This is a genomic window from Microbacterium maritypicum MF109 (genome assembly GCF_000455825.1).
GTDB classification, from domain to species: Bacteria; Actinomycetota; Actinomycetes; order Actinomycetales; family Microbacteriaceae; genus Microbacterium; species Microbacterium maritypicum_A.
Genome location: NZ_ATAO01000206.1, coordinates 60,546 through 79,481 on the forward strand (window position 1 = coordinate 60,546; position 18,936 = coordinate 79,481).

An 18,936-nucleotide genomic window follows, 5' to 3' on the forward strand; every position below is an offset into this window, starting at 1 on the left:
GATGAGCACAGGGCCGTCCGACTCCGAACGAGCCCGAACGGCCGCCGTCCGTCGCCGCAACGGCGTGCCATAGGCTCGACCCATGCCCGCGCCGCGCACCCTCGACGAGCTCTGTCTGGGGCTCGGACGGATGCGCGCGAACGCGGGATCACCGTCGTATGCCGAGATCGCCCGTCGCATCGGCGGCCTGCGCGACGGCGCAGAGCCGCCCAAGGTGACCGTGTACGACTGCTTCCGCCCGGGGCGGAGGCGACTCGATGAACGCCTGGTCGGCGACATCGTGCTCGCCCTCGGCGGTGACGATGCCGAAGCCGGCATCTGGCGGGAGAACGCGCGTCTCCTCAACGGTGAGAGAGCGGGTGTGCACGTCGAGGTGACGCTCGATGTTCGGGACGCGGCGGGAGCGGACGTCGGACGGGAAGAGCTGCTGGCCTCGGTCCCCGAGGCCGAAATCCTCCTCCTCACCGGTCTGCCGGGAGCGGGGAAGACCACTCTCGCGACGGCGTTGGCCGGTCCGTCACCCGTGCTCACCGTGCATCTGCGCGAATCGGACGTGGATCGTCCCCGAGCCGACCCGATCGACGTCCTCCGGCGGATGCTGGGAGCCCTCGGCGTCCGCTCTCTTCCTTACGAGCTGTCGCGGCTGCGCGAAGGGCTGCAGTCCGCGGCGCGAGGCATGACCGTGATCATCGAGGACGCGGGCGATGCCAGGCGTCTCGCCGCGCTGCTCGTCCCCGGTGTGCGATTCATCGTGACGACGCGCGTCGACCTTGCCGACCTGGAGGAGCGGATCTCGGCGATGGGTGCACGCGTGGCGCGGGTCCTCGTCCCACCGATGACGAGCGCCGAAGCCCTCCGACTCCTCACCCATCTCCTCCGGGGGGATGACGCGTCGTCAGGGGCCGATGCCGACGCCGACGTGAACGTGCACGCGGATGCGCTGCGCCGCATCGTCGCCGTCGGCGGGGGTCTCCCTCTCGATCTCGCGATGCTGGCGGGGATCGTGCGGGAGCACGAGGGCTGGTCGTTCCAGGATCTCGCATCGCGGTTCGAGCACGAGCCTCGTGATCTGCGCATCCGCTCCGTCCTGGAGGCGGCGACCCGGTCGCTGTCCCCCTCCGAGGAAGCCCTGCTCGCGGACGCCGCCCTGTTGGACAGGGACATCGACGAAGGAGTGCTCCTGGCCGCGGGCGGGGCATCGTCCGCCCTCGATCTGCACCGGCTGCACGCCCGCCATCTGGTCGAACTGCGCGACGGCCGAGTGCGCATGCACGACACGGTCTTCGCCTTCGCTGCGTCTCGGTCACGATCACTGCGCCCGTCGTCCACCCGCAGAGGGTTCGTGGAGAGGTCCGCGTCTGCGGTGCTCGCGCGGATCCACGAAGATCCCGACTTCGCCGCACGTGCGGTCACGACGGTGCTCGCGGTCGCGGCGGCGGCCCGCGAGCACGGCCTCGACTCCTCGGTGGAGCGGCTGGCGATCGAGGCGCATCCCGCGCTCTCACGCTGGTCGTTCTGGAACGAGTCGCTGCGGCTGCACGACCTCGCGTCGCGAGGAGAGGGGCTCGACCTGGTCCCGGACATCGCCCTCGGCATCGCGCACTGCGCCGAGAAGCTCGGGCGCCTCGACGAAGCGTTGGTGACCCTGAATCGCGTGCGCCGCATCGCCTCGGGTGCGGCGCTGGCGCGCACGTGGAATCAGATCGGCAACGTGCAGCGCTGGATGAGTCACCTCGATGAGGCTGTGGAATCGTACGAACGAGCGATCGCGCACGCACGGGACGCGGGGGACCGGATCGTCGAGGGCCGTGCCACCGGGAATCACGCCGACACCCTTCGTATCCTCGCCCGCTATCCGGAGGCGCTGGAGCGCTACGCGAGTGCCCTGTCCATGGCGCAGGCCGAAGGCGATGAGCTCAACATCGCCGTCGTCCGTGGCAACCGCCCGCTCCTGCTCCTCGCCATCGGTCGACTCGATGACGCGGAGGTGGAGCTGCACGGGCTGTTGGACGAGTCGAACGGCGAGCCGCTGCCCTTCGTCCGGCGCACTCTGGCCCTCGTCGCAGAGGCACGAGGCGATGATGTGCGCGCCCGCGAGCTCTGTGCGACTGCGATGCAGACGCTGGCGACCGCGGGCGAGTATGGGACCTCTGCCGACCTCGTGCTCCTGCACGCGCGTATCGACGGACGAGCGGGAGATGTCCGGAAGGCGACGGCTGCCGCGGAACAGATCCTCCGTGAGGCGGAGCGCGCGGGCTCGCCGTTGATCGCGACAGAGGCTGCGAACTCCCTCGCCGAGATCCTGCTGTCTGCGAACACGGAAGACGCGGCGGATGCGGGCGCGGTCCTGCACGAGGCTGAACGACACGCGCAGGAGGCCCGGAGCATCGCAGAGGCGACCGGTGATCGTGCCGAAGTGGCACGAAGCGATGCGATCCTCTCGTCCATCGCGCGGGTGCGAGAAGACGAGGAGTCCGCCGAGGCACGCGCTCACGCTTCGGCACAGGTCTACGCCGAGATCGGGCATCGTCTCCAGAACGCCTGATCCGTCGCACGAGGGTCTGTCCGCCTCGCCTCCGGATGCCAGGATGGAAGCATGGACACAGCCAACCTCACCCGCGAGGAGACCGCAGCGCGATCCGCTGCCGTCACCGTGCACCGCATCCGCGTCGAGCTCGATCTGACCGGAGCGCCGGAGCGTGCTCGGACCGGGTTCCCCAGCGTGACGACGCTCGAGTTCGACGCGACCACCGACACGACGTGGCTCGACTTCATCGGCGAGGGCGTTCAGCGGGTCTCCGTGAACGGGGTCGACCAGGAGATCGTCTATGACGGGGCACGCATCTCGCTCTCCGGGCTCGCCGCGTCCAACCTCGTGCGGGTCGAAGCGGTCGGAACGTACAGCCGTTCCGGTGAGGGACTGCATCGCTTCCACGACCCCGTCGACGATGAGACCTATCTGTACACGCAGTACGAGCCGGCGGATTCGCGACGCGTCATGGCATGCTTCGAGCAGCCCGACATGAAGGCCGAGTACACGTTCGTGGTGGACGCGCCGACCGGATGGGAGGTGCTCTCCAACCAGTCTCCGACGCATACCGACCTCGGCGTCGGTGTGCAACGTGTGGAGTTCGCCCCCACGCTGCCGATCTCGAGCTACATCACCGCCGTCGCTGCGGGACCGTACTCCCGCGTGGATGGGGAGTGGCAGCGCGGCGAGCAGAGCGTCACGCTCGGGGTGTTCGTCCGGAGGTCGCTCGCTCCGCACCTCGAGGCCGAGGAGATCCTCGAGGTCACACGCCAGGGTCTCGACTTCTTCACCGACGCCTTCGCCTCCCCGTATCCGTGGGGCAAGTACGACCAGATCTTCGTTCCGGAGTACAACCTCGGTGCCATGGAGAACCCCGGTCTGGTCACGTTCACGGAGTCGTACCTCTCCCGCGGCGCGGCGACCGATGCGCAGCGCGCGGCTCGCGCCAACACGATCCTGCACGAGATGGCCCACATGTGGTTCGGCGATCTCGTCACGATGACGTGGTGGGACGATCTGTGGCTCAAGGAGTCTTTCGCCGACTACATGGGAGCGCACGCCTCAGCGGTCGCGACGCGCTATCACGATGCGTGGGTCAAGTTCGCCGCGAGTCGCAAGGCATGGGCGTACCAGCAGGACCAACTGCCGACGACGCACCCCATCGTGGCGGACATCACCGATCTCGAGGCCGCCAAGCTGAACTTCGACGGGATCACCTACGCCAAGGGCGCCGCCGTGCTCAAGCAGCTCGTCGCCTTCGTCGGGGACGAGGCCTTCTTCGAGGGGGCGCGGCGCTACTTCGCCGTCAACGCGTTCGGCAACACCACCCTCGACGACTTCCTGGTGCAGCTGAGCGCCGTGTCGGGGCGCGATATGAGCGACTGGTCCACGGCATGGCTGCAGACGTCCGGCGTGTCGACGCTCTGGACGGAGACCGCCCCAGAGGGACGACAGATCCTCGTGCAGACCGACCCACGGCCGCATCGACTCCGGATCGGACTGTACGAGCGCGCGGACGGTCGTATCGTCCGCCGTGAGCAGCGCGAGCTCGACGTGGTCGGAGAACGCACGGAGCTGGACCTGCCCGAGGCCGATCTCGTCCTGCTCAATGACGATGACCTCACATACGTCAAGGCGCGTCTCGACGAGGGCTCTCTCGTCACCGTCGAGGAATCCCTCTCGGCGATCGACGATCCGCTGGCCCGTGCACTCGTCTGGTCGTCGTTGTGGAATGCGACGCGGGACGGCGAACTCGCCGCGCAGCGCTATCTCGCGATCGTCCGCTCCCATGCGCCTCATGAGTCCAATATCGGGCTGCTGACGGGAGTCCTCGCGAACGCGATCTACACGATCCGCCATTATGTCTCCGCGACCAGCCGCGAAGAGGAGCAGCGGACGTGGACCGACGGCGTGTGGAGCGCGCTGGTATCCGCCGAGGCCGGCAGTGACGCGCAGCTCTCCTGGGCACGGGCGTTCGCGACCGCATCCGCTTTCGACGACGAGCATCATGCACAGGTGCGAGCACTGCTCGAGGGTGATGCGCCGGAGGGACTCGTCATCGATCCCGACCTGCGCTGGCAGCTGCTCAGCGCACTCGTCACCACCGGACATGCCGACCTGGCCGATGTGGATGTGGCGGTCGAAGAGCAGCGGGATGACACGGGCGACGGTCGAACAGCCGCACGCCGGGCTCGGGCATCGCGCCCGGATGCGGCGGTACGTCGCGACGCGTGGCAGTCCGCCTGGGAGGATCTCGCGCTCAGCAACGATCACCTCGATGCCGAGATCAGCGGCTTCCGGGCCGGCGGGCGGCGCGACCTGATCGCCGGGTTCGACGCGGAGTACTTCGCCAGGATCGTCCAAGCCTGGGACGAGCGCAGCATCGAGATCGCACGACGGCTGGTCATCGGTCTGTTCCCTGCCGGGGACTCCCTGGATGCCGTCGACGCGTGGTTGGCTGCCAACACAGCGGCGCCGGCGGCATTGCGGCGTCTCGTGGTCGAGCAGCGCGACCACCTCGCGCGGGACCTCCGGGTCAGGGCCGCACAGGACTGAGCCTGCGCGGCCCCGGCTGCTCAGCGTCCGAGGGCCTCCTTCAGGGCCTTGCCTTCGCTGCTCTCCGCCATCGTGTCCCACAGGTCGGCAGAGCTCAACGAGACGTACACCCCGGGCGCTCCTTGTCCGCCGCATCCGTCCCCGTAGGAGACGACACCGATCTGATAGGCGGTCTCGCGAGCCGGCGGCTGGCGGAAGAGGGGGCCGCCGCTGTCGCCCTGACAGGAGTCCTTGCCGATGACCCCGGCGCACAGGTTGACGTCGGGCCGGAAAGCACCGTAGCTGAGCTCGCACTCGGCAGTAGCGAGCATCGGCACCTGTACCTGACGAAGACGGTCGGGAAAGTTGGCGAGAGCGGTGTCCGTGTTCCCCCAGCCGATGACGGTCGCACTCTGACCGGGGCGCAGCAGGGCGTCCGTCCCCTTGGTCGGCAGCTTCACCGGGACGATGCCCTGGACGGGCGCGTCCAGCACGAGGAAGGCGACGTCATAGGCACCGTCGCCGGCGAGGTAGCGAGGATGGACGATGGGCTCGGCGCCGGGGGACTCGGACAGCCCGCGTTCCTGTCCCTGCGTACCGTCGGACAACACCGTACGCCCCACGACCACCGAGACGCCGTCGACGTCGATCGTCGGCAGGCCGGTGAGGGAGTCCGTGCCGGTGACGCAGTGCGCTGCGGTCATCACCAGCGTCGGGCCCAGGAGCGAGCCCCCGCAGAAGGATTCGCCGCCGGCCTGGAGCGAAGCCATGAACGGGTAGGCGTCGTTCGGGACCGCCTGGCCCCCGATGATGCGCGACAGCGCGCGCTCGTCCTGGTCCGGTGGGGTCGTGCCGTCATTCGTCGTGGCGCCTGCTGCGGGCCCGATCAGCAGGCTGGCGCAGATGACGGCGGCGCCGGTAATCCCGGCGCCGAGAATCTTCTTCGTTCTGGATCGTACGGTCGTCATGGTGATCTCCGTTCAGATGAGTGATGGGTAACACGCTACTGCGCAGTCAGTACACCATGTCCGAAAACCTGTGGCAAGGATGAGCCCCGAACATCGGGCGCCCGCCCGCGCGGCATCAGTAGGAGGAGGAAACTCCGGACAGCTCCAGAGCGGTGTCGTGGCCGAGCGCGCGCAGGTCCTCGCGATCGTCGCTCGAATGGCAGAGGATGGCCGCGACGGCTGCTGCCCAGGCGCGAGCGCGCATCCAGGTGGCGTCGTCGTATCTCGATGCCGTCGCGCGCCGGAACACGTGTCGGCCTTCGGTGTCGAAGGCGAGCCACCCCGCGGCGAGATCGTAGGCGGGATCGCCCGAGGTCACATCACCGAAATCGATCAGTGCGGAGAGGCGGTCGCCGTCGACGAGGATGTTGCCGGGGTGAAGATCACCGTGGATCCAGGTGCTCTCGGCCGCGGGTGCGGCGTCCAGGCCCGTCTGCCAGAGGGCGTCGAGAGGCTCCGCGAGCGCTGGGGCGAGGTCGGCGAGGCGCGAGCGGATGCTCTCATCGCGAGCACTCAACGGGACGCCGCGCACGGGGTTCCGGGGCGCATCGACGGGCGCGTCATGGTGCAGGGCGACGAGCACCGCGGCGAGGTCTGCCGCCCAGGAGGTGTTGTCGCGACGGGCGCGACCGAGCGCGTGGCTTCCCGGAAGCCACGGCACGATCGACCACGGCCAGGGGAACATCGGCGTGGGTGCGCCGGCGAACACCGGAAGAGGGGTGCGGACGTTCGTGGGGGCGAGGCGGAGGGCGATCGCAGGAAGGGCGCGCTGTTCGTGCCTGATCAGAGGCGCCGCGCGTTCGCGGCGGGGGATGCGCACCGCGAGGTCGGGCCCGAGGCGCCACGTGACGTTGTCCCATCCCTCAGCGACGCGCGTCAGGGGAAGCGCTGCCCATTGTGGCGCGACACCGTGGAGGAGCTCTCGCACCTCACGCTCGGCGAGGGTGAGCTCGGCGGCGGGGGAGTCCGCCATGTTCAGAGATCGAGGGATTCGCCGGGCTCGAGGACGAAGAACTCGCCGCCGCCCTGCTCCGTGGCCCATTGCAGTCGCTGTCGGTGCATGTTCCTGCCGATCACGGACAGCGTCATGTCGTGGGTGCCGAACGCGCGGCGCGGGGCGACAGCGAGCACGTAGTCCATCGCGTCACCGATCTTCAGCCAGGGGGCGCCGAGCGGCGCGGCCAAAGTGCTGACGGCGACGCCCTCGGGAACCGCGTAGGAGTCGCCGGGGTAGTAGAGCTCGTCGTTCACGAGGACCCCGACGTTCTCGACCGTCGGGAGAGAGGCGTGGATGACCTCGTGCGTTCCGCCGAAGAATCGCAGAGTGAATCCGCCGATCTCCACGGTGTCGCCGGGGGAGACCACCGTGATGTCGTATCCCTCGGCCGCGCGGGCGACACCCGCGGGCGCGAAGATCGGCGTTCCGGGCGCTGCGCGGAGGAGGCGGTCGAAGTGATCGGTCGTCCAGTGGTCCGGATGCTCATGGGTGATCACGATTCCCACCAGATCGGTGAGGTCGTTCAGGGGTGCCGTGAACGATCCGGGATCGATCAGAAGGGTCTTCTCGTTCGCATCGAGACGGAGGGCGGCATGTTCGAACTTGGTGACGCGCATGGCATGAGTCAACTCCTTCAGGTCGCCCACGGCAAACGGAATCGGTGCGCCACGCCCGGGATTCGTCTCAGGGCGGCGCCGATTTGGCGCAGTGAGAATCGCCGTGGCATACTTGAACGGTTGTCGCGCGACGGAAACGTTTCGCCAGACGGCCCCATCGTATAGCGGCCTAGTACGCTGCCCTCTCACGGCGGTAACGCGGGTTCGAATCCCGCTGGGGTCACACAACAGAGAAAGCCTCCGGTTCGCCGGGGGCTTTCTTGTTTCCGCCGTCCACGTGCCCGTGCGCTCAGACTGCGGGTTTCAGCGACATCGCCCGGAAAGTCCGATTGCTCAAGGGCAGGATCATCAGCGCCATCATCGCGCCGCCGAAAATGGTGAACGGCACCCAGAGTGCGGTCGCGGAGGCGAGTGCGCCGAATCCGGCCATCGCGAGCGGCATGAGGCAATCGTCGCCGAGACGGGTGAGGGACCCCATGCGACCGAGATATGCGGTGTCGACGGTCGCCGAGAACGTCGCACTCAGCAGCACCGATGCGTACCCCGCGGTGGCGCCGATGACGAAGGCGGCGGTACCGACGGTCCATGCCGGCCCGAAGCCGAGCGCCACGATTCCGGCGCCCTGCACGACCAGCGCCCAGAAACCTGCCCGTGCCTCGTGCCGCGGGCGCCACTTCGCCACCGACACAGCCCCGAGTGCGGCGCCGAGGCCGAGCAGCGCCTCGAACAGGCCGACAGCCTGGGCGCCCCACCCCTCGTCATGCGCCCTCAGGGCGAGCCCGATCCCGACGGCGGGTCCGACGGCCAGGTTCAGTCCCGAGAGGGCGATCACGAGCGTGCGGGTCGTGGGGTTCGCGGAGAGATGGGCGAACCCGCGCGCAATGCCGCGCAGAGCGGTCTCCTTCTCCGCACGGGCGAGACGGAAGCGGGGGCGCAGCCAGATCGCGATGAAAGCGACCACCAGTGTGAAGGTCAGGGCGTTCACGGATGCGCTTCCGGCGAGACCGGCGTGCGCGACGACGAATCCACCGATCGCCGCGCCGCCCATGGTGCCGAGCCGAGACGCCGTCTGCGCTGCAGCGCCGTAGCTGGGGAGGTCGACGGCTCTGACCAGCTGGCGGGCGATCGTGCCCGCCGACGGCTCGTAGAACGCATCGCAGACGCCGAACGCGATCGCGGCGAAGAGCAGCACGGCGACAGAGGGAGGAGTCGTGAGCACCCAGACCGCGACGGCGACCAGCACGCCGACCCGGAGCACGTTGAACACGAGCATGATGCGACGGGCGTCTGCGCGGTCGGCGATCACGCCTCCGAACAGCAGGATCACCGCCCGGGGCACGGTTCCCGCGGCGACGATCAGTCCTGCGACGGCGGGAGAGGCGACCTGCACGGCCGTCCAGGCGAGGGCGATGGTCCAGAGAGCGTCGCCGGCATCCGAGAGCGCCTTCACGCCGATCCACGCGTGCACCAGGCGATCGCGACGGAAGGCGGGGGGTGCGACGATCTCGACAGGGTCGCTGACGGTCGACATCACGGCGCCGTCGGAAAGGCGTGCGCGAACACGAAGACGGGAGCGCGGTCCTGGCCATCGTCGAGGTCGATGTCGTCCTGCCACGCGCGGATCGTCGTGAGGATCCGCGCGGAGAGGTCCCGCAGCTCCTCGGGTGACGCCCAGGCTGTGGTCTCGGTGTTCGAGCCGTCGTACCCGGCGAAGGCCGGATCGTGGCGACTGCGATGCCAGCGCTGGAGCCGATCGATCTGCATCCGGATGCCCTGTCGCTGGGCCTCTCTGGCGAGCAGGGCATCGGCGGGCGAATCGGCGTAGTCGTCGGTCGACCAGGTGAGGCCCCGACGCGCGACCTTCCACCAGCTGGTGCGTCTGTCGCCCGCAGGATCCGGGGCGCGTTCCACGACACCGGCGCGCTCGAGCATGCGCAGGTGATGGCTGATGCTGCCGACCTGGCTGTCGAGTGCGCGGGCGATCGCGGTGACCTGCGCCGTGCCGTACAGGAGCAGGTAGTCGTAGATGCGGCGGCGCAGCGGGTGATGCACGGCGGTGATCACGGAGATGTCTTCCACGGCAGACGACGCTAATCGCGGTGCACCGGATGCACAAGTGTTCTTGTATAAGCCGGAAAATCAGGAAAAGGCCGGCTCCCGTCACAGGGAGACGGCCTCTTCCTGACACCGGCCGCGTCAGGCTTCGACGATCGTCTCGTCTGATGTCGTCGCGCCGGCGAGGCGTCGGTTCCGTCGTGCGCGGCGGAGGAACCAGACGACGAGCACGACGGCGCCCGCGATCACGAGCCAGGGGAGGAGGAAGCCCAGGGCGATGACCAGCGCGTTCAGCGACACGACGAGCCCGTTCCATCCCGCCGTCAGCCCGTCGACGAAGCCGGCAGGGTCGGCGGTGGTCGGCGTGCTCGCCTTGGTCAGCTGCACCTGCAGCGATGACGTGGCGACCTGATCGTCGAGGGCGGCGAGCTGCTGCTCATACGATTCGAGCTGTGCCTGGCGGTCTGTCAGCGCCACCTCGGCTTCGATCAGCTCGGCGACGGTTCCCGACTGCGCCATCAGCTGCGTGAGCCGCTCGACCGACGCTCGGGTGGAGTCGACGCGCGCCTGGAGGTCGATCGCGACCGATGTCACGTCCTGCTTCGACGTCGACGACGAGAGCACGTCGCCGGTGTCATCGAGAGCGGCGATCACGTCGGGCAGATCAGCCGACGGCACCCGGATGCTGATCCAGCCGTACGCCGAATCGGCGGGAACGGGGGCCGGCTCGGAGGAGCCGTCGGCGGCGATCGACTTCCCGATCTCCGTGCTCTCGACGTAACCGCCGTGCTCCTCCGCCAGGGCGGCGATCGCCGTCGCGGCATCGGGAATGCTCTTCACCTGGACCGTCGCCTGCGCCGTGGCGATGATCTCGCGTCCGGTGTCGGCCTCCGCGGTGCCGGACTCCACCGTGCCGGGGAGAGTTCCGTCCGTGCCGGAGCTGAGTGCGCCGTCGGGCAGCGATTCGGGTGTGATCCCTGTGATCCGCTCGGGGGAGGAGGGAGCGGAATCGGCGACGGAGCCGCCGGAAGTGCTCATACCGTCGGCCGTGACGGAGGTGCCCCCGCCGACGGCACCGAGGATCGGCGGAGTCACGAGCACACCCACGACGAAAGCCGCAGCGATGCCTGCGCCGGTGAGCCAACGCCGCTGGCGCGTCCGCGATCGCGCTTCCCCGACGTGCGCGGGGGCCCGCTCGGTGGCGATCTCGGCGAAGACCGCGTCTTCGATGCGGGCGATCGTCTCGTCCGAGAGCTCGGGCAGGTCGCCGCTGGTGGTCTTTTCGTTCATGCGTCTCTCGCTTCCGTGACGGCGCCCCGCAACTGCGTGCGCACTCGGGAGAGACGATTCCGAACGACCGCGTGGGTCACCCCGAGCTCCTCGGCAGCCGTCTGATAGGCGTAGCCCTCAGACGCGCACAGGCGGAAGATCTCGCGGTCCAGCTCGCTCAACGTGCCCACCTCCTGCGCGATCCGCGCAGCCAGATCCGCCGTGATGACCTGTTCCTCGACGCTCACCGTGTCCGGCAACAGGGTCTCATCGACCGCCTCCGCGGTGTGCGCCTGATCCCTCCGACGTTGGCGAACTCGATTCGCTGCCTGGAAGCGACAGATCGTGGCCAACCAGGGCAGGATCGACTCACCTTGGAGCTCCAGACGGGGGAGTTTGCGCCAGGCGACGACGAACGTCTCCTGCGTCACATCCTCCGCGTCGGCCGGCGAGGCGAGGATGCCGTGCGCGATCCAGTACACAGGTCGCACGTGTGTGCGGTACAGCTCGCGGAAGGCGCTCTCATCACCCGCCGCGGCCTGCGCCGCCCATCTCTGGTCATCTGTCTGCAGGGGCATCCCGGTTCCGTTCGGTGTCTCTCACAGGGAGAGTGTCGATCGACGCCCCATCGTCTCAGATTCGATGCGGGAGCCGGGGGTCGGGTGGGGCGCGAAGATTCGGGCGTCATCCGCTCCCGCTGATGCCGAGGCTCCGGTAACATTGCCCGGGCGAGAGGGAGTATCCCGAATCCGCGCGTAACGTCATCACGAGCACCGTCATCGCTGCTCCGGGCGCGCGCCGCACGTCAGTGCGGGGGAGAGACTTTCGACTCATTCCCGACCCCTCCGCGAAAGGTGCAGTGCGCCCTTGGACATTCCCGTCTGGTTCGAGATCACCTCGATGATCGTCCTCACGATCATCCTGATCGGCGACCTGCTCCTCATCCGGCTCCGGCCGCACATCCCGTCGACGAAGGAATCCACACTCTGGGTGGTCTTCTACGTGGGCCTCGCGCTGTTGTTCGCCGTGCTCCTCGGAAACGTCGGGGGCTGGCAGAACGCCGGCGACTTCATCACCGGATGGGCGTTGGAGTACAGCCTCTCCATCGACAATCTGTTCGTCTTCGTGTTGATCATGGCCCAATTCGCCGTTCCGCGACGGCTGCAGCAGCAGGTCTTGATGATCGGCATCATCATCGCGCTCGTCCTGCGAGGGCTCTTCATCCTCGCCGGCGTCGCGATCGTCGAGAACTTCTCGCCGATCTTCTACATCTTCGGCGCCTTCCTCATCTGGACCGCGATCCGCCAGGCCATGCCGGACGGCGACCACGAGGGCGAGGTGCAGCGTGAGAACTTCATCGTGCGGCTGCTGCGTCGCCGGGTGGATATCAGCGAGACCTACGACGGCTCGAAGATCCGCACCACGGTGGACGGCAAGCGCATGTGGACGCCGATGGTCATCGTCTTCATCACCATCGGCGTGACCGATCTGATCTTCGCGATCGACTCCATCCCCGCGATCTTCGAGATCACCACGAACGGCTTCCTCGTCTTCGCCGCCAACATCTTCGCGCTGATGGGGCTCCGCCAGCTCTACTTCCTGCTCGGCGACCTGCTCGACCGGTTGCGCTACCTGCACTATGGCATCGCCGTCATCCTCGGTTTCATCGGCATCAAGCTGATCCTGCACGCCCTGCACGTCAACGAACTGCCGTTCATCAACGGCGGCGAGCACGTCGAGTGGGTGCCCGACATCAGCAACATGGTCTCGCTCGGCGTGATCCTGGCCTCGATGACCATCGCGACGGTCGCAAGCCTGATCGCGTCGTCCCGTGAGAAGCGCGTGGCGAGGCGATCCACCACCGTGGAGTGACGCCGGCGGCGGCACGCTCGCCAGCGGACGCCTCTCCCTCATCCGCGTGACCACAGAAGCTCGGCGTCCAGGGTGAGGTCGATGATCTGACGAAGCAGCCCACCCATCGTGGTGGAGTTCAGCAGTGCATATCTGTCGTACTCGCCCAGGGGAGCGATCGCCGCGAGCTGCCAGGCCGCGGCGACCGGCTCGTCCGAGATCTCGGTGTCGGCGTCCCACTGCGCTCCGGGGGCGCGTGCGAGAGTGCGGCGCACGATCGCCTCGGCTTCGGTGCGGAGCGGAGTGAGCTCGTCGTTCCAGTCGAGCGCGGACAGCGACGTCACCTCGGCGCGGGGGAAGGGGTCGTCATCGAGCCACTCCTCGACCGTGAAGCGGTCGGTGCCGACGGCGACGGCGAGCAGCGCATCCGCACCGGCGGATACGTTCACCAGCCGGGCCATCGTCCCGATGCGACTGCGCCGATCACCCCCGCCGACCTCGTGACCGCGTTCGATGAGAACGACCCCGAATCGAGGGTCCTCCTCATCCAGGAGCCGGCCGATCATCGTGAGGTAGCGCGGCTCGAACACGCGGAGGGGGAGCGGCGTATGCGGGAAATGCACGGAGCCGAGGGGGAACATCGGGATGACGGTCACGGCACCAGTCAACACCGAGAGACGTAAAGTGAACAGATGCGTCGACCTCGCCCCATCGCCCCCGCCGCCGGACAGGAATCCGTCTGGGACTACCCGAGGCCCCCGCGCGTCGAGCCGGTCACGGAGCGCGTCACGATCCGCCTCGGCGGAGACCTGATCGCCGATTCCCGTCGTGCGGTGCGCGTGCTGGAGACGAGCCACCCTCCCGTGTATTACCTTCCGATCGCCGACTTCGTCCCCGGTGCACTGGTCGAGGCCGATGGCGCATCGTTCTGCGAGTTCAAGGGCGCGGCCCGCTACTTCGACGTGCGCAACGGCGGCACCGTGCGCCGGGGCGCCGCCTGGAACTATCCGAATCCGACACCGGGATTCGAGGCGCTGACCGATCGGATCGCCGTGTACGCGGCCCCGATGGACGAGTGCACGGTGGGCGACGAGATCGCGACGCCACAGCCGGGTGGGTTCTACGGCGGCTGGGTCACCTCGTCCGTCGTCGGCCCTTTCAAGGGCGATCCCGGTTCCCTGGGCTGGTGACCGTCGGTCCTACCGCCGATCAGAACGCGCGCAGGTTCGCCTGCAGGCCACCCTCTGCGTACTCGCGTCGGAGGATCCCGCGGCGACGCAGAACGGGTACGAGCTCATCGAGCGTCCGGTGCAGCGTCACGGGGTGGAAGTCGCCCCACAGCAGCACGCCGTCGTTGCCCCAGTCGCCGAGCTCCTCGATCAGGTCTGCGAACTCCTCGGCGGTGCCGACGAATCCGGTGCGATCCTTGAGGCGACCGGCGCGGGCGAGCGCGCTCAGATGCGCACGCAGCGGGGCGTCCTCCCCGCGGTCGCCGATCAGGCGCTGGATGCTGCCCCGCGAGACATGGGCGCCGAAGATCGAGAGGTCGAGCGGCCGGTCGAGGTCGAGTGACGTCAGGTCGGTCTCGAGATCACTCGACTGCTTGCGGGCGATCTGCACGAGCGCGGCGTCGTCGGGGTGCGTAGAGGCCGCGACGATGCGATCGGCTTCGTCGCTCGACGACGTGATCACGGGCTGGATGGCGAAGAGGATCTTGATGTCGTCCGGACGTCGGCCTCTCGCGACCGCCGCCTCGTGCACCTTGGCGCGGTAGTCGCGCACGGACTTCTCGTGCAGGGGGGCGAGCGCCAGCTGTACGTCGGAGTTCGCACCGGCGAAGCCGAGTCCTCGGCCCGAGCCGCCGGGCGAGACGATCGCGGGTTCCCCCTCGGTGAACGGCACGGCGTTCAGCGGTCCGTCGAACGCGAAGTATTCGCCCCGGTGCGTGACGGCCCGCAACCGCGTGCCATCGGCGAAGACATCGGTCTCGCGGTCGGCGACGAGGGCCCCGTCATCCCAGCTGCGCCAGAGCGAGCGGATGCCGGTGAGCCATTCCTCGGCGCGGTCGTACGCTTCGTCGTGTCCCAGCTGCGTCGCGTCGGAGAAGTGGCGGGCGCTGCCGGTGTCGGTGACGACGTTGAGTCCGAGCCGGTGACCGCTGAGGTGCTGCAAGGTCGCGAACTGCCGCGCCGCCGTGTAGGGGAGGGAGGCGGCGGGATTCACCGTCGGGACCACGCCGAGATGCCTGGTCGCCTGGAAGAGGTACGGCGCGAGGAGGAGCGGATCATGCTTCGGCCCGCCGAAAGCGTGCCGCACCCGCAGGTCGATCGTCGAAGGCGATCCCAGAGATGGTGCGTCCTCGATGATGACCAGATCGAACCCGGCCTGTTCGAGCGTCCGCGCGGCTTCCTGATAGATCTCGGGACGCGTCCAGTCGTAGTCCCAGTCGAGCGACGGATATCCCCAACCCTGCGGGCCGAAGCCACGGGCGAGGAACCAGCCGAAGTGCTGAGGGCGGGTCATGCCACCGTCTCCCGCACACCCTGGAGCACGCGAGACAGGTCGGAGAGAAGATCGTCGACGTCCTCGATGCCGATCGACAGGCGGAGGGTGCCCGGTCCGACGCCGAGGATCTCGCGTTCTTCGTCGGTGCGCTGCGCATGACTTGTCGTCCCCGGATGCAGCACCAGGGAACGGACGTCTCCGATGTGGGTCATGTGGGTGAAGACCTGGACATCCTCGACGAAGCGGCGCGCCGCCGGGAGTCCGCCCCGAAGGGTGAAGGTGAAGATCGAGCCGGAACCGCCGTCGAGGTAGCGCTTCCCGAGCGCGTGGTCGGGGTGGGAGGGGAGTCCGACGTAGTCCACGCTCTCGACGGCCTCGTGCTGCTCCAGCCACCGGGCGATCTGCAGAGCATTGCGGGACTGACGCTCGACCCGGAGTCCGAGCGTCTCCACGCCCTGTCCGATCAGGAAGGCGTTGAGCGGCGAGGGAGAGGCGCCGAAGCGCGGAGCCACCGACTCCCTGGCGTACGCGATGCGGGCACGACCGCCGTGTCGCGCGAAGACACTGGGCGTCTCGCCTCGACCGGGAAGTACGAGGTGGGGGGCGTTGTGGCCCGCCAGCTCGGCGTCGAAGCGTCCGTCGTCGACGAGCACGCCACCGAGCACGGAACCGTGACCGGCGAGGAACTTCGACGCGGAGTGGACCACGATCGCCGCTCCGTGCTCGAGAGGCCGCAGCAACGCAGGCGTGGCCAGCGTGTTGTCCACGATGAGCGGGATGGCGTGCTCGTCGCCGATGCCGCTGACGGTGCCGATGTCGAGCACGTCGTTGCGCGCGTTGGCGAGCGATTCGGCGAACAGCGCACGGGTGTTCGGGCGTATCGCCGAGCGCCAGGCCTCCGGATCGGCGATGTCGTCGATGAACGTCGTCTCGATGTCGAGCCGTGCCAGGTTGTCGAGGAACAGGCCCCTGGTGCCTTCGTAGATGTGCGTGGACGACACGATGTGATCGCCGGCGCCCGCGACGGTCAGCAGGGCTGTGGCGACCGCCGCCTGGCCGCTGGCGACGAGTACGGCGTCCGCTCCCGATTCGAGGGCGGCCAGTTGCCGTTCCACCGCGCGCACCGTGGGGTTGCCGGTGCGCGTGTATCCGAAGCCTGTCCCTGTGCGGAAATGATCGGCTGCGTGATCGAAGTCGTCGAACTCGAAGCCCGCCGTCAGGTAGATCGGCGTCGCGCGCGACGCCGCAGTCTCGCGGGTTCTCGCCGCATGGACCGCTCGTGTGGCGAAGCGGGCGGAGTCGACGGTCATGCGGTGCCTCTCGGTCGGTCGGGGTGCTCAACAGAGTGTCATGACGGGGAGGAGCATGTCCGAGCGGTGGTAATCTGACGTCATGCGGGCCGTCCTCCTTCTTCTTAGGCGCCGCGACGAGACCTCGTTCTGAGCCCCTCCTCGTCGCGGAGTCCATCGTGGGCCGAACCGCCAGCCACAGGAGACACGCAATGACCACCCCCGCAAACGGTGCCGATTCCGCACGCCGCAGAACTCTCGCAGAGAAGGTCTGGGACGACCATCTCGTCGTGAAGGGTGAGAACGGCGAGCCGGATCTCATCTACATCGACCTACATCTGGTGCACGAGGTCACCAGCCCGCAAGCCTTCGACGGACTGCGCAGCGAAGACCGCCCGCTGCGCCGTCTGGATCTCACGATCGCCACCGAGGATCACAACACCCCGACGTGGGAGATCGACAAGCCGATCGCCGATCTCACCAGCCGTACGCAGATCGAGACGCTGCGCCGCAACGCCGCCGAGTTCGGGGTGCGTCTGCACTCGCTGGGCGACGCCGAACAGGGCATCGTGCACGTGGTGGGTCCTCAGCTCGGGCTGACGATGCCCGGCATCACGGTGGTGTGCGGCGATTCGCACACGTCGACCCACGGCGCATTCGGCGCGATGGCGTTCGGCATCGGCACGAGCGAGGTCGAGCATGTCATGGCGACCCAGACGCTCCCGCTCAAGCCGTTCAAGACGATGGCGATCAACGTCGAGGGGACGCTCCGCCCCGGTGTCACGGCCAAGGACATCATCCTCGCGGTCATCGCGAAGATCGGCACCGGCGGCGGTCAGGGATACGTGCTTGAATACCGCGGCAGCGCCATCCGCGCCCTGTCGATGGAGGGCCGGATGACCATCTGCAACATGTCCATCGAGGCCGGGGCCCGCGCCGGCATGGTCGCTCCCGACGAGACGACGTTCGCATACCTCGAAGGCCGCCCGCATGCGCCGAAGGGACAGGACTGGGAAGAGGCCGTCGCGTACTGGCGCACGCTGCCGACCGACGACGGCGCGACGTTCGACGCCGAGGTGTTCATCGATGCCGACCAGCTCGAGCCCTTCGTGACGTGGGGCACGAACCCCGGTCAGGGCAGCTCGCTCTCGGCCTCGGTGCCCGACCCGGCCGAGATCGACGATCCGAACGAGCGCGCCGCCGCCGAGCGTGCGCTGGAGTACATGGATCTGACTCCGGGGACACCGCTCAAGGAGGTGCCGGTCGACGCGGTCTTCATGGGGTCGTGCACCAACAGCCGTATCGAGGACCTGCGTGCGTTCGCCTCGATCATCGAGGGCAAGAAGAAGGCCGACGGGGTGCGGGTCATGGTCGTCCCCGGATCCGCCAGGGTGCGGCTGGAGGCCGAGGCGGAGGGCCTCGACAAGGTCATCAAGGACTTCGGGGCGGAGTGGCGCTTCGCCGGATGCTCGATGTGCCTCGGGATGAACCCCGATCAGCTGGCTCCGGGGGAGCGCTGTGCGTCCACCTCCAACCGGAACTTCGAGGGCCGGCAGGGCAAGGGAGGGCGCACGCACCTCGTCTCGCCGCTCGTCGCCGCAGCCACCGCGATCCGTGGCACCCTGTCCAGCCCGAGCGACCTCACGGAAGGGTTCTGAATCATGGAGAAGTTCACCACTCACACGGGTATCGCGGCGCCCCTGAAGCGCTCGAACGTCGACACCGATCAGATCATCCCCGCCGTCTTCCTCAAGCGGGTCACGAAGACCGGTTTCGAGGACGCTCTGTTCCACGGATGGCGTCAGGATCCCGATTTCGTTCTCAACCAGGCGCCTTTCCAGGGGGCATCGGTGCTTCTCGCCGGACCCGACTTCGGCACCGGATCCAGCCGCGAGCACGCGGTCTGGGCGCTCCGGGACTTCGGCTTCAAAGTCGTGCTCAGCCCGCGCTTCGCCGACATCTTCCGGGGCAATTCGGGCAAGCAGGGTCTGCTCGCCGCGACGATCTCGGAAGAGGATCTCGAGCGGTTCTGGGCTGAGATCGACCGGAATCCCGGGGTCCAGATGACCGTCGACCTCGAGGCGCGCACCGCGTCCATCGGCGACGTCCAGGCCGACATCGGTATCGACGATTACACTAGATGGCGGCTCCTCGAAGGGCTCGATGACATCGGGCTCACGCTGCGCAACGAAGACAAGATCGCGCAGTTCGAGGCCCGTCGCGAGTCGTGGCGGCCCCGAACCCTTCCCGTTCAGTAAGACGGTGGGGGCGGGGGAGCCAG

At 68.2% G+C, this 18,936-nt stretch carries 16 protein-coding genes and 1 tRNA gene; 7 read left to right on the plus strand and 10 right to left on the minus strand.

Annotation, left to right across the window (positions count from 1 at the left end; genetic code table 11):
- Nucleotides 1-82 precede the first annotated feature (82 nt).
- Both L687_RS34570 and pepN read left to right on the plus strand, forming a co-directional pair.
- Nucleotides 83-2,545, plus strand: a complete 2,463-nt coding sequence (locus L687_RS34570; protein WP_021200412.1) for a tetratricopeptide repeat protein — start codon at nt 83-85, stop codon at nt 2,543-2,545.
- A gap of 51 nt (nt 2,546-2,596) precedes the next feature.
- Complete coding sequence (pepN, locus tag L687_RS34575) at nt 2,597-5,086, plus strand: aminopeptidase N (protein ID WP_021200413.1); 2,490 nt, start codon at nt 2,597-2,599, stop codon at nt 5,084-5,086.
- Between the two features lie 20 nt (nt 5,087-5,106).
- Here the strand turns inward: pepN and L687_RS34580 are convergent, their stop codons facing one another.
- From L687_RS34580 to L687_RS34590, 3 genes are all read right to left on the minus strand, one after another.
- Entirely contained in the window at nt 5,107-6,033 is a 927-nt protein-coding gene (locus tag L687_RS34580; protein ID WP_021200414.1) for a S1 family peptidase, read from the minus strand.
- 115 nt (nt 6,034-6,148) lie between these two features.
- Nucleotides 6,149-7,045, minus strand: coding sequence for an aminoglycoside phosphotransferase family protein (locus L687_RS34585; protein ID WP_021200415.1), 897 nt, complete (start codon nt 7,043-7,045; stop codon nt 6,149-6,151).
- 2 nt (nt 7,046-7,047) lie between these two features.
- The gene (locus tag L687_RS34590) at nt 7,048-7,686 is read right to left on the minus strand and encodes an MBL fold metallo-hydrolase (protein WP_021200416.1); all 639 of its coding nucleotides are present in this window, start codon (nt 7,684-7,686) and stop codon (nt 7,048-7,050) included.
- Nucleotides 7,687-7,836: 150 nt separating this feature from the next.
- On the opposite strand from L687_RS34590, the gene L687_RS34595 reads away from it, so the two are divergent.
- Nucleotides 7,837-7,909, plus strand: a tRNA-Glu gene (locus L687_RS34595).
- Between the two features lie 66 nt (nt 7,910-7,975).
- Here L687_RS34595 and L687_RS34600 read toward each other — a convergent pair.
- From L687_RS34600 to L687_RS34615, 4 genes are all read right to left on the minus strand, one after another.
- A complete protein-coding gene (locus L687_RS34600) occupies nt 7,976-9,217 on the minus strand; it encodes an MFS transporter (protein ID WP_021200417.1) in 1,242 nt (413 codons plus the stop codon).
- On the minus strand, nt 9,217-9,765 hold the full coding sequence (locus L687_RS34605; RefSeq protein ID WP_021200418.1) for a helix-turn-helix domain-containing protein: 549 nt from the start codon (nt 9,763-9,765) through the stop codon (nt 9,217-9,219). The genes L687_RS34600 and L687_RS34605 overlap by 1 nt, the downstream gene beginning before the upstream one ends.
- 117 nt (nt 9,766-9,882) lie before the next feature.
- Nucleotides 9,883-11,031, minus strand: coding sequence for a DUF4349 domain-containing protein (locus L687_RS34610; RefSeq protein ID WP_021200419.1), 1,149 nt, complete (start codon nt 11,029-11,031; stop codon nt 9,883-9,885).
- Complete coding sequence (locus tag L687_RS34615) at nt 11,028-11,588, minus strand: RNA polymerase sigma factor (protein ID WP_021200420.1); 561 nt, start codon at nt 11,586-11,588, stop codon at nt 11,028-11,030. The genes L687_RS34610 and L687_RS34615 overlap by 4 nt, the downstream gene beginning before the upstream one ends.
- A gap of 289 nt (nt 11,589-11,877) precedes the next feature.
- On the opposite strand from L687_RS34615, the gene L687_RS34620 reads away from it, so the two are divergent.
- Entirely contained in the window at nt 11,878-12,882 is a 1,005-nt protein-coding gene (locus L687_RS34620; protein WP_021200421.1) for a TerC/Alx family metal homeostasis membrane protein, read from the plus strand.
- Nucleotides 12,883-12,920: 38 nt separating this feature from the next.
- Here the strand turns inward: L687_RS34620 and L687_RS34625 are convergent, their stop codons facing one another.
- On the minus strand, nt 12,921-13,517 hold the full coding sequence (locus tag L687_RS34625; protein ID WP_021200422.1) for an LON peptidase substrate-binding domain-containing protein: 597 nt from the start codon (nt 13,515-13,517) through the stop codon (nt 12,921-12,923).
- Nucleotides 13,518-13,553: 36 nt separating this feature from the next.
- Between L687_RS34625 and L687_RS34630 the strand changes: the two genes are divergently transcribed.
- Complete coding sequence (locus L687_RS34630) at nt 13,554-14,051, plus strand: DUF427 domain-containing protein (protein ID WP_021200423.1); 498 nt, start codon at nt 13,554-13,556, stop codon at nt 14,049-14,051.
- Between the two features lie 19 nt (nt 14,052-14,070).
- On the opposite strand, the gene L687_RS34635 is transcribed toward L687_RS34630, so the two are convergent.
- Both L687_RS34635 and L687_RS34640 read right to left on the minus strand, forming a co-directional pair.
- Nucleotides 14,071-15,384 carry an LLM class flavin-dependent oxidoreductase gene (locus L687_RS34635; RefSeq protein WP_021200424.1) on the minus strand — a complete coding sequence of 438 codons (1,314 nt, stop codon included), beginning with the start codon at nt 15,382-15,384 and terminating at the stop codon, nt 14,071-14,073.
- Nucleotides 15,381-16,676 (minus strand): O-acetylhomoserine aminocarboxypropyltransferase/cysteine synthase family protein, encoded by a 1,296-nt coding sequence (locus tag L687_RS34640; protein ID WP_021200425.1) that lies wholly within the window; start codon nt 16,674-16,676, stop codon nt 15,381-15,383. The genes L687_RS34635 and L687_RS34640 overlap by 4 nt, the downstream gene beginning before the upstream one ends.
- Before the next feature lie 191 nt (nt 16,677-16,867).
- On the opposite strand from L687_RS34640, the gene leuC reads away from it, so the two are divergent.
- Both leuC and leuD read left to right on the plus strand, forming a co-directional pair.
- On the plus strand, nt 16,868-18,313 hold the full coding sequence (leuC, locus tag L687_RS34645; protein ID WP_021200426.1) for a 3-isopropylmalate dehydratase large subunit: 1,446 nt from the start codon (nt 16,868-16,870) through the stop codon (nt 18,311-18,313).
- 3 nt (nt 18,314-18,316) lie between these two features.
- A complete protein-coding gene (gene leuD / locus L687_RS34650) occupies nt 18,317-18,913 on the plus strand; it encodes a 3-isopropylmalate dehydratase small subunit (protein WP_021200427.1) in 597 nt (198 codons plus the stop codon).
- Nucleotides 18,914-18,936: the final 23 nt, after the last annotated feature.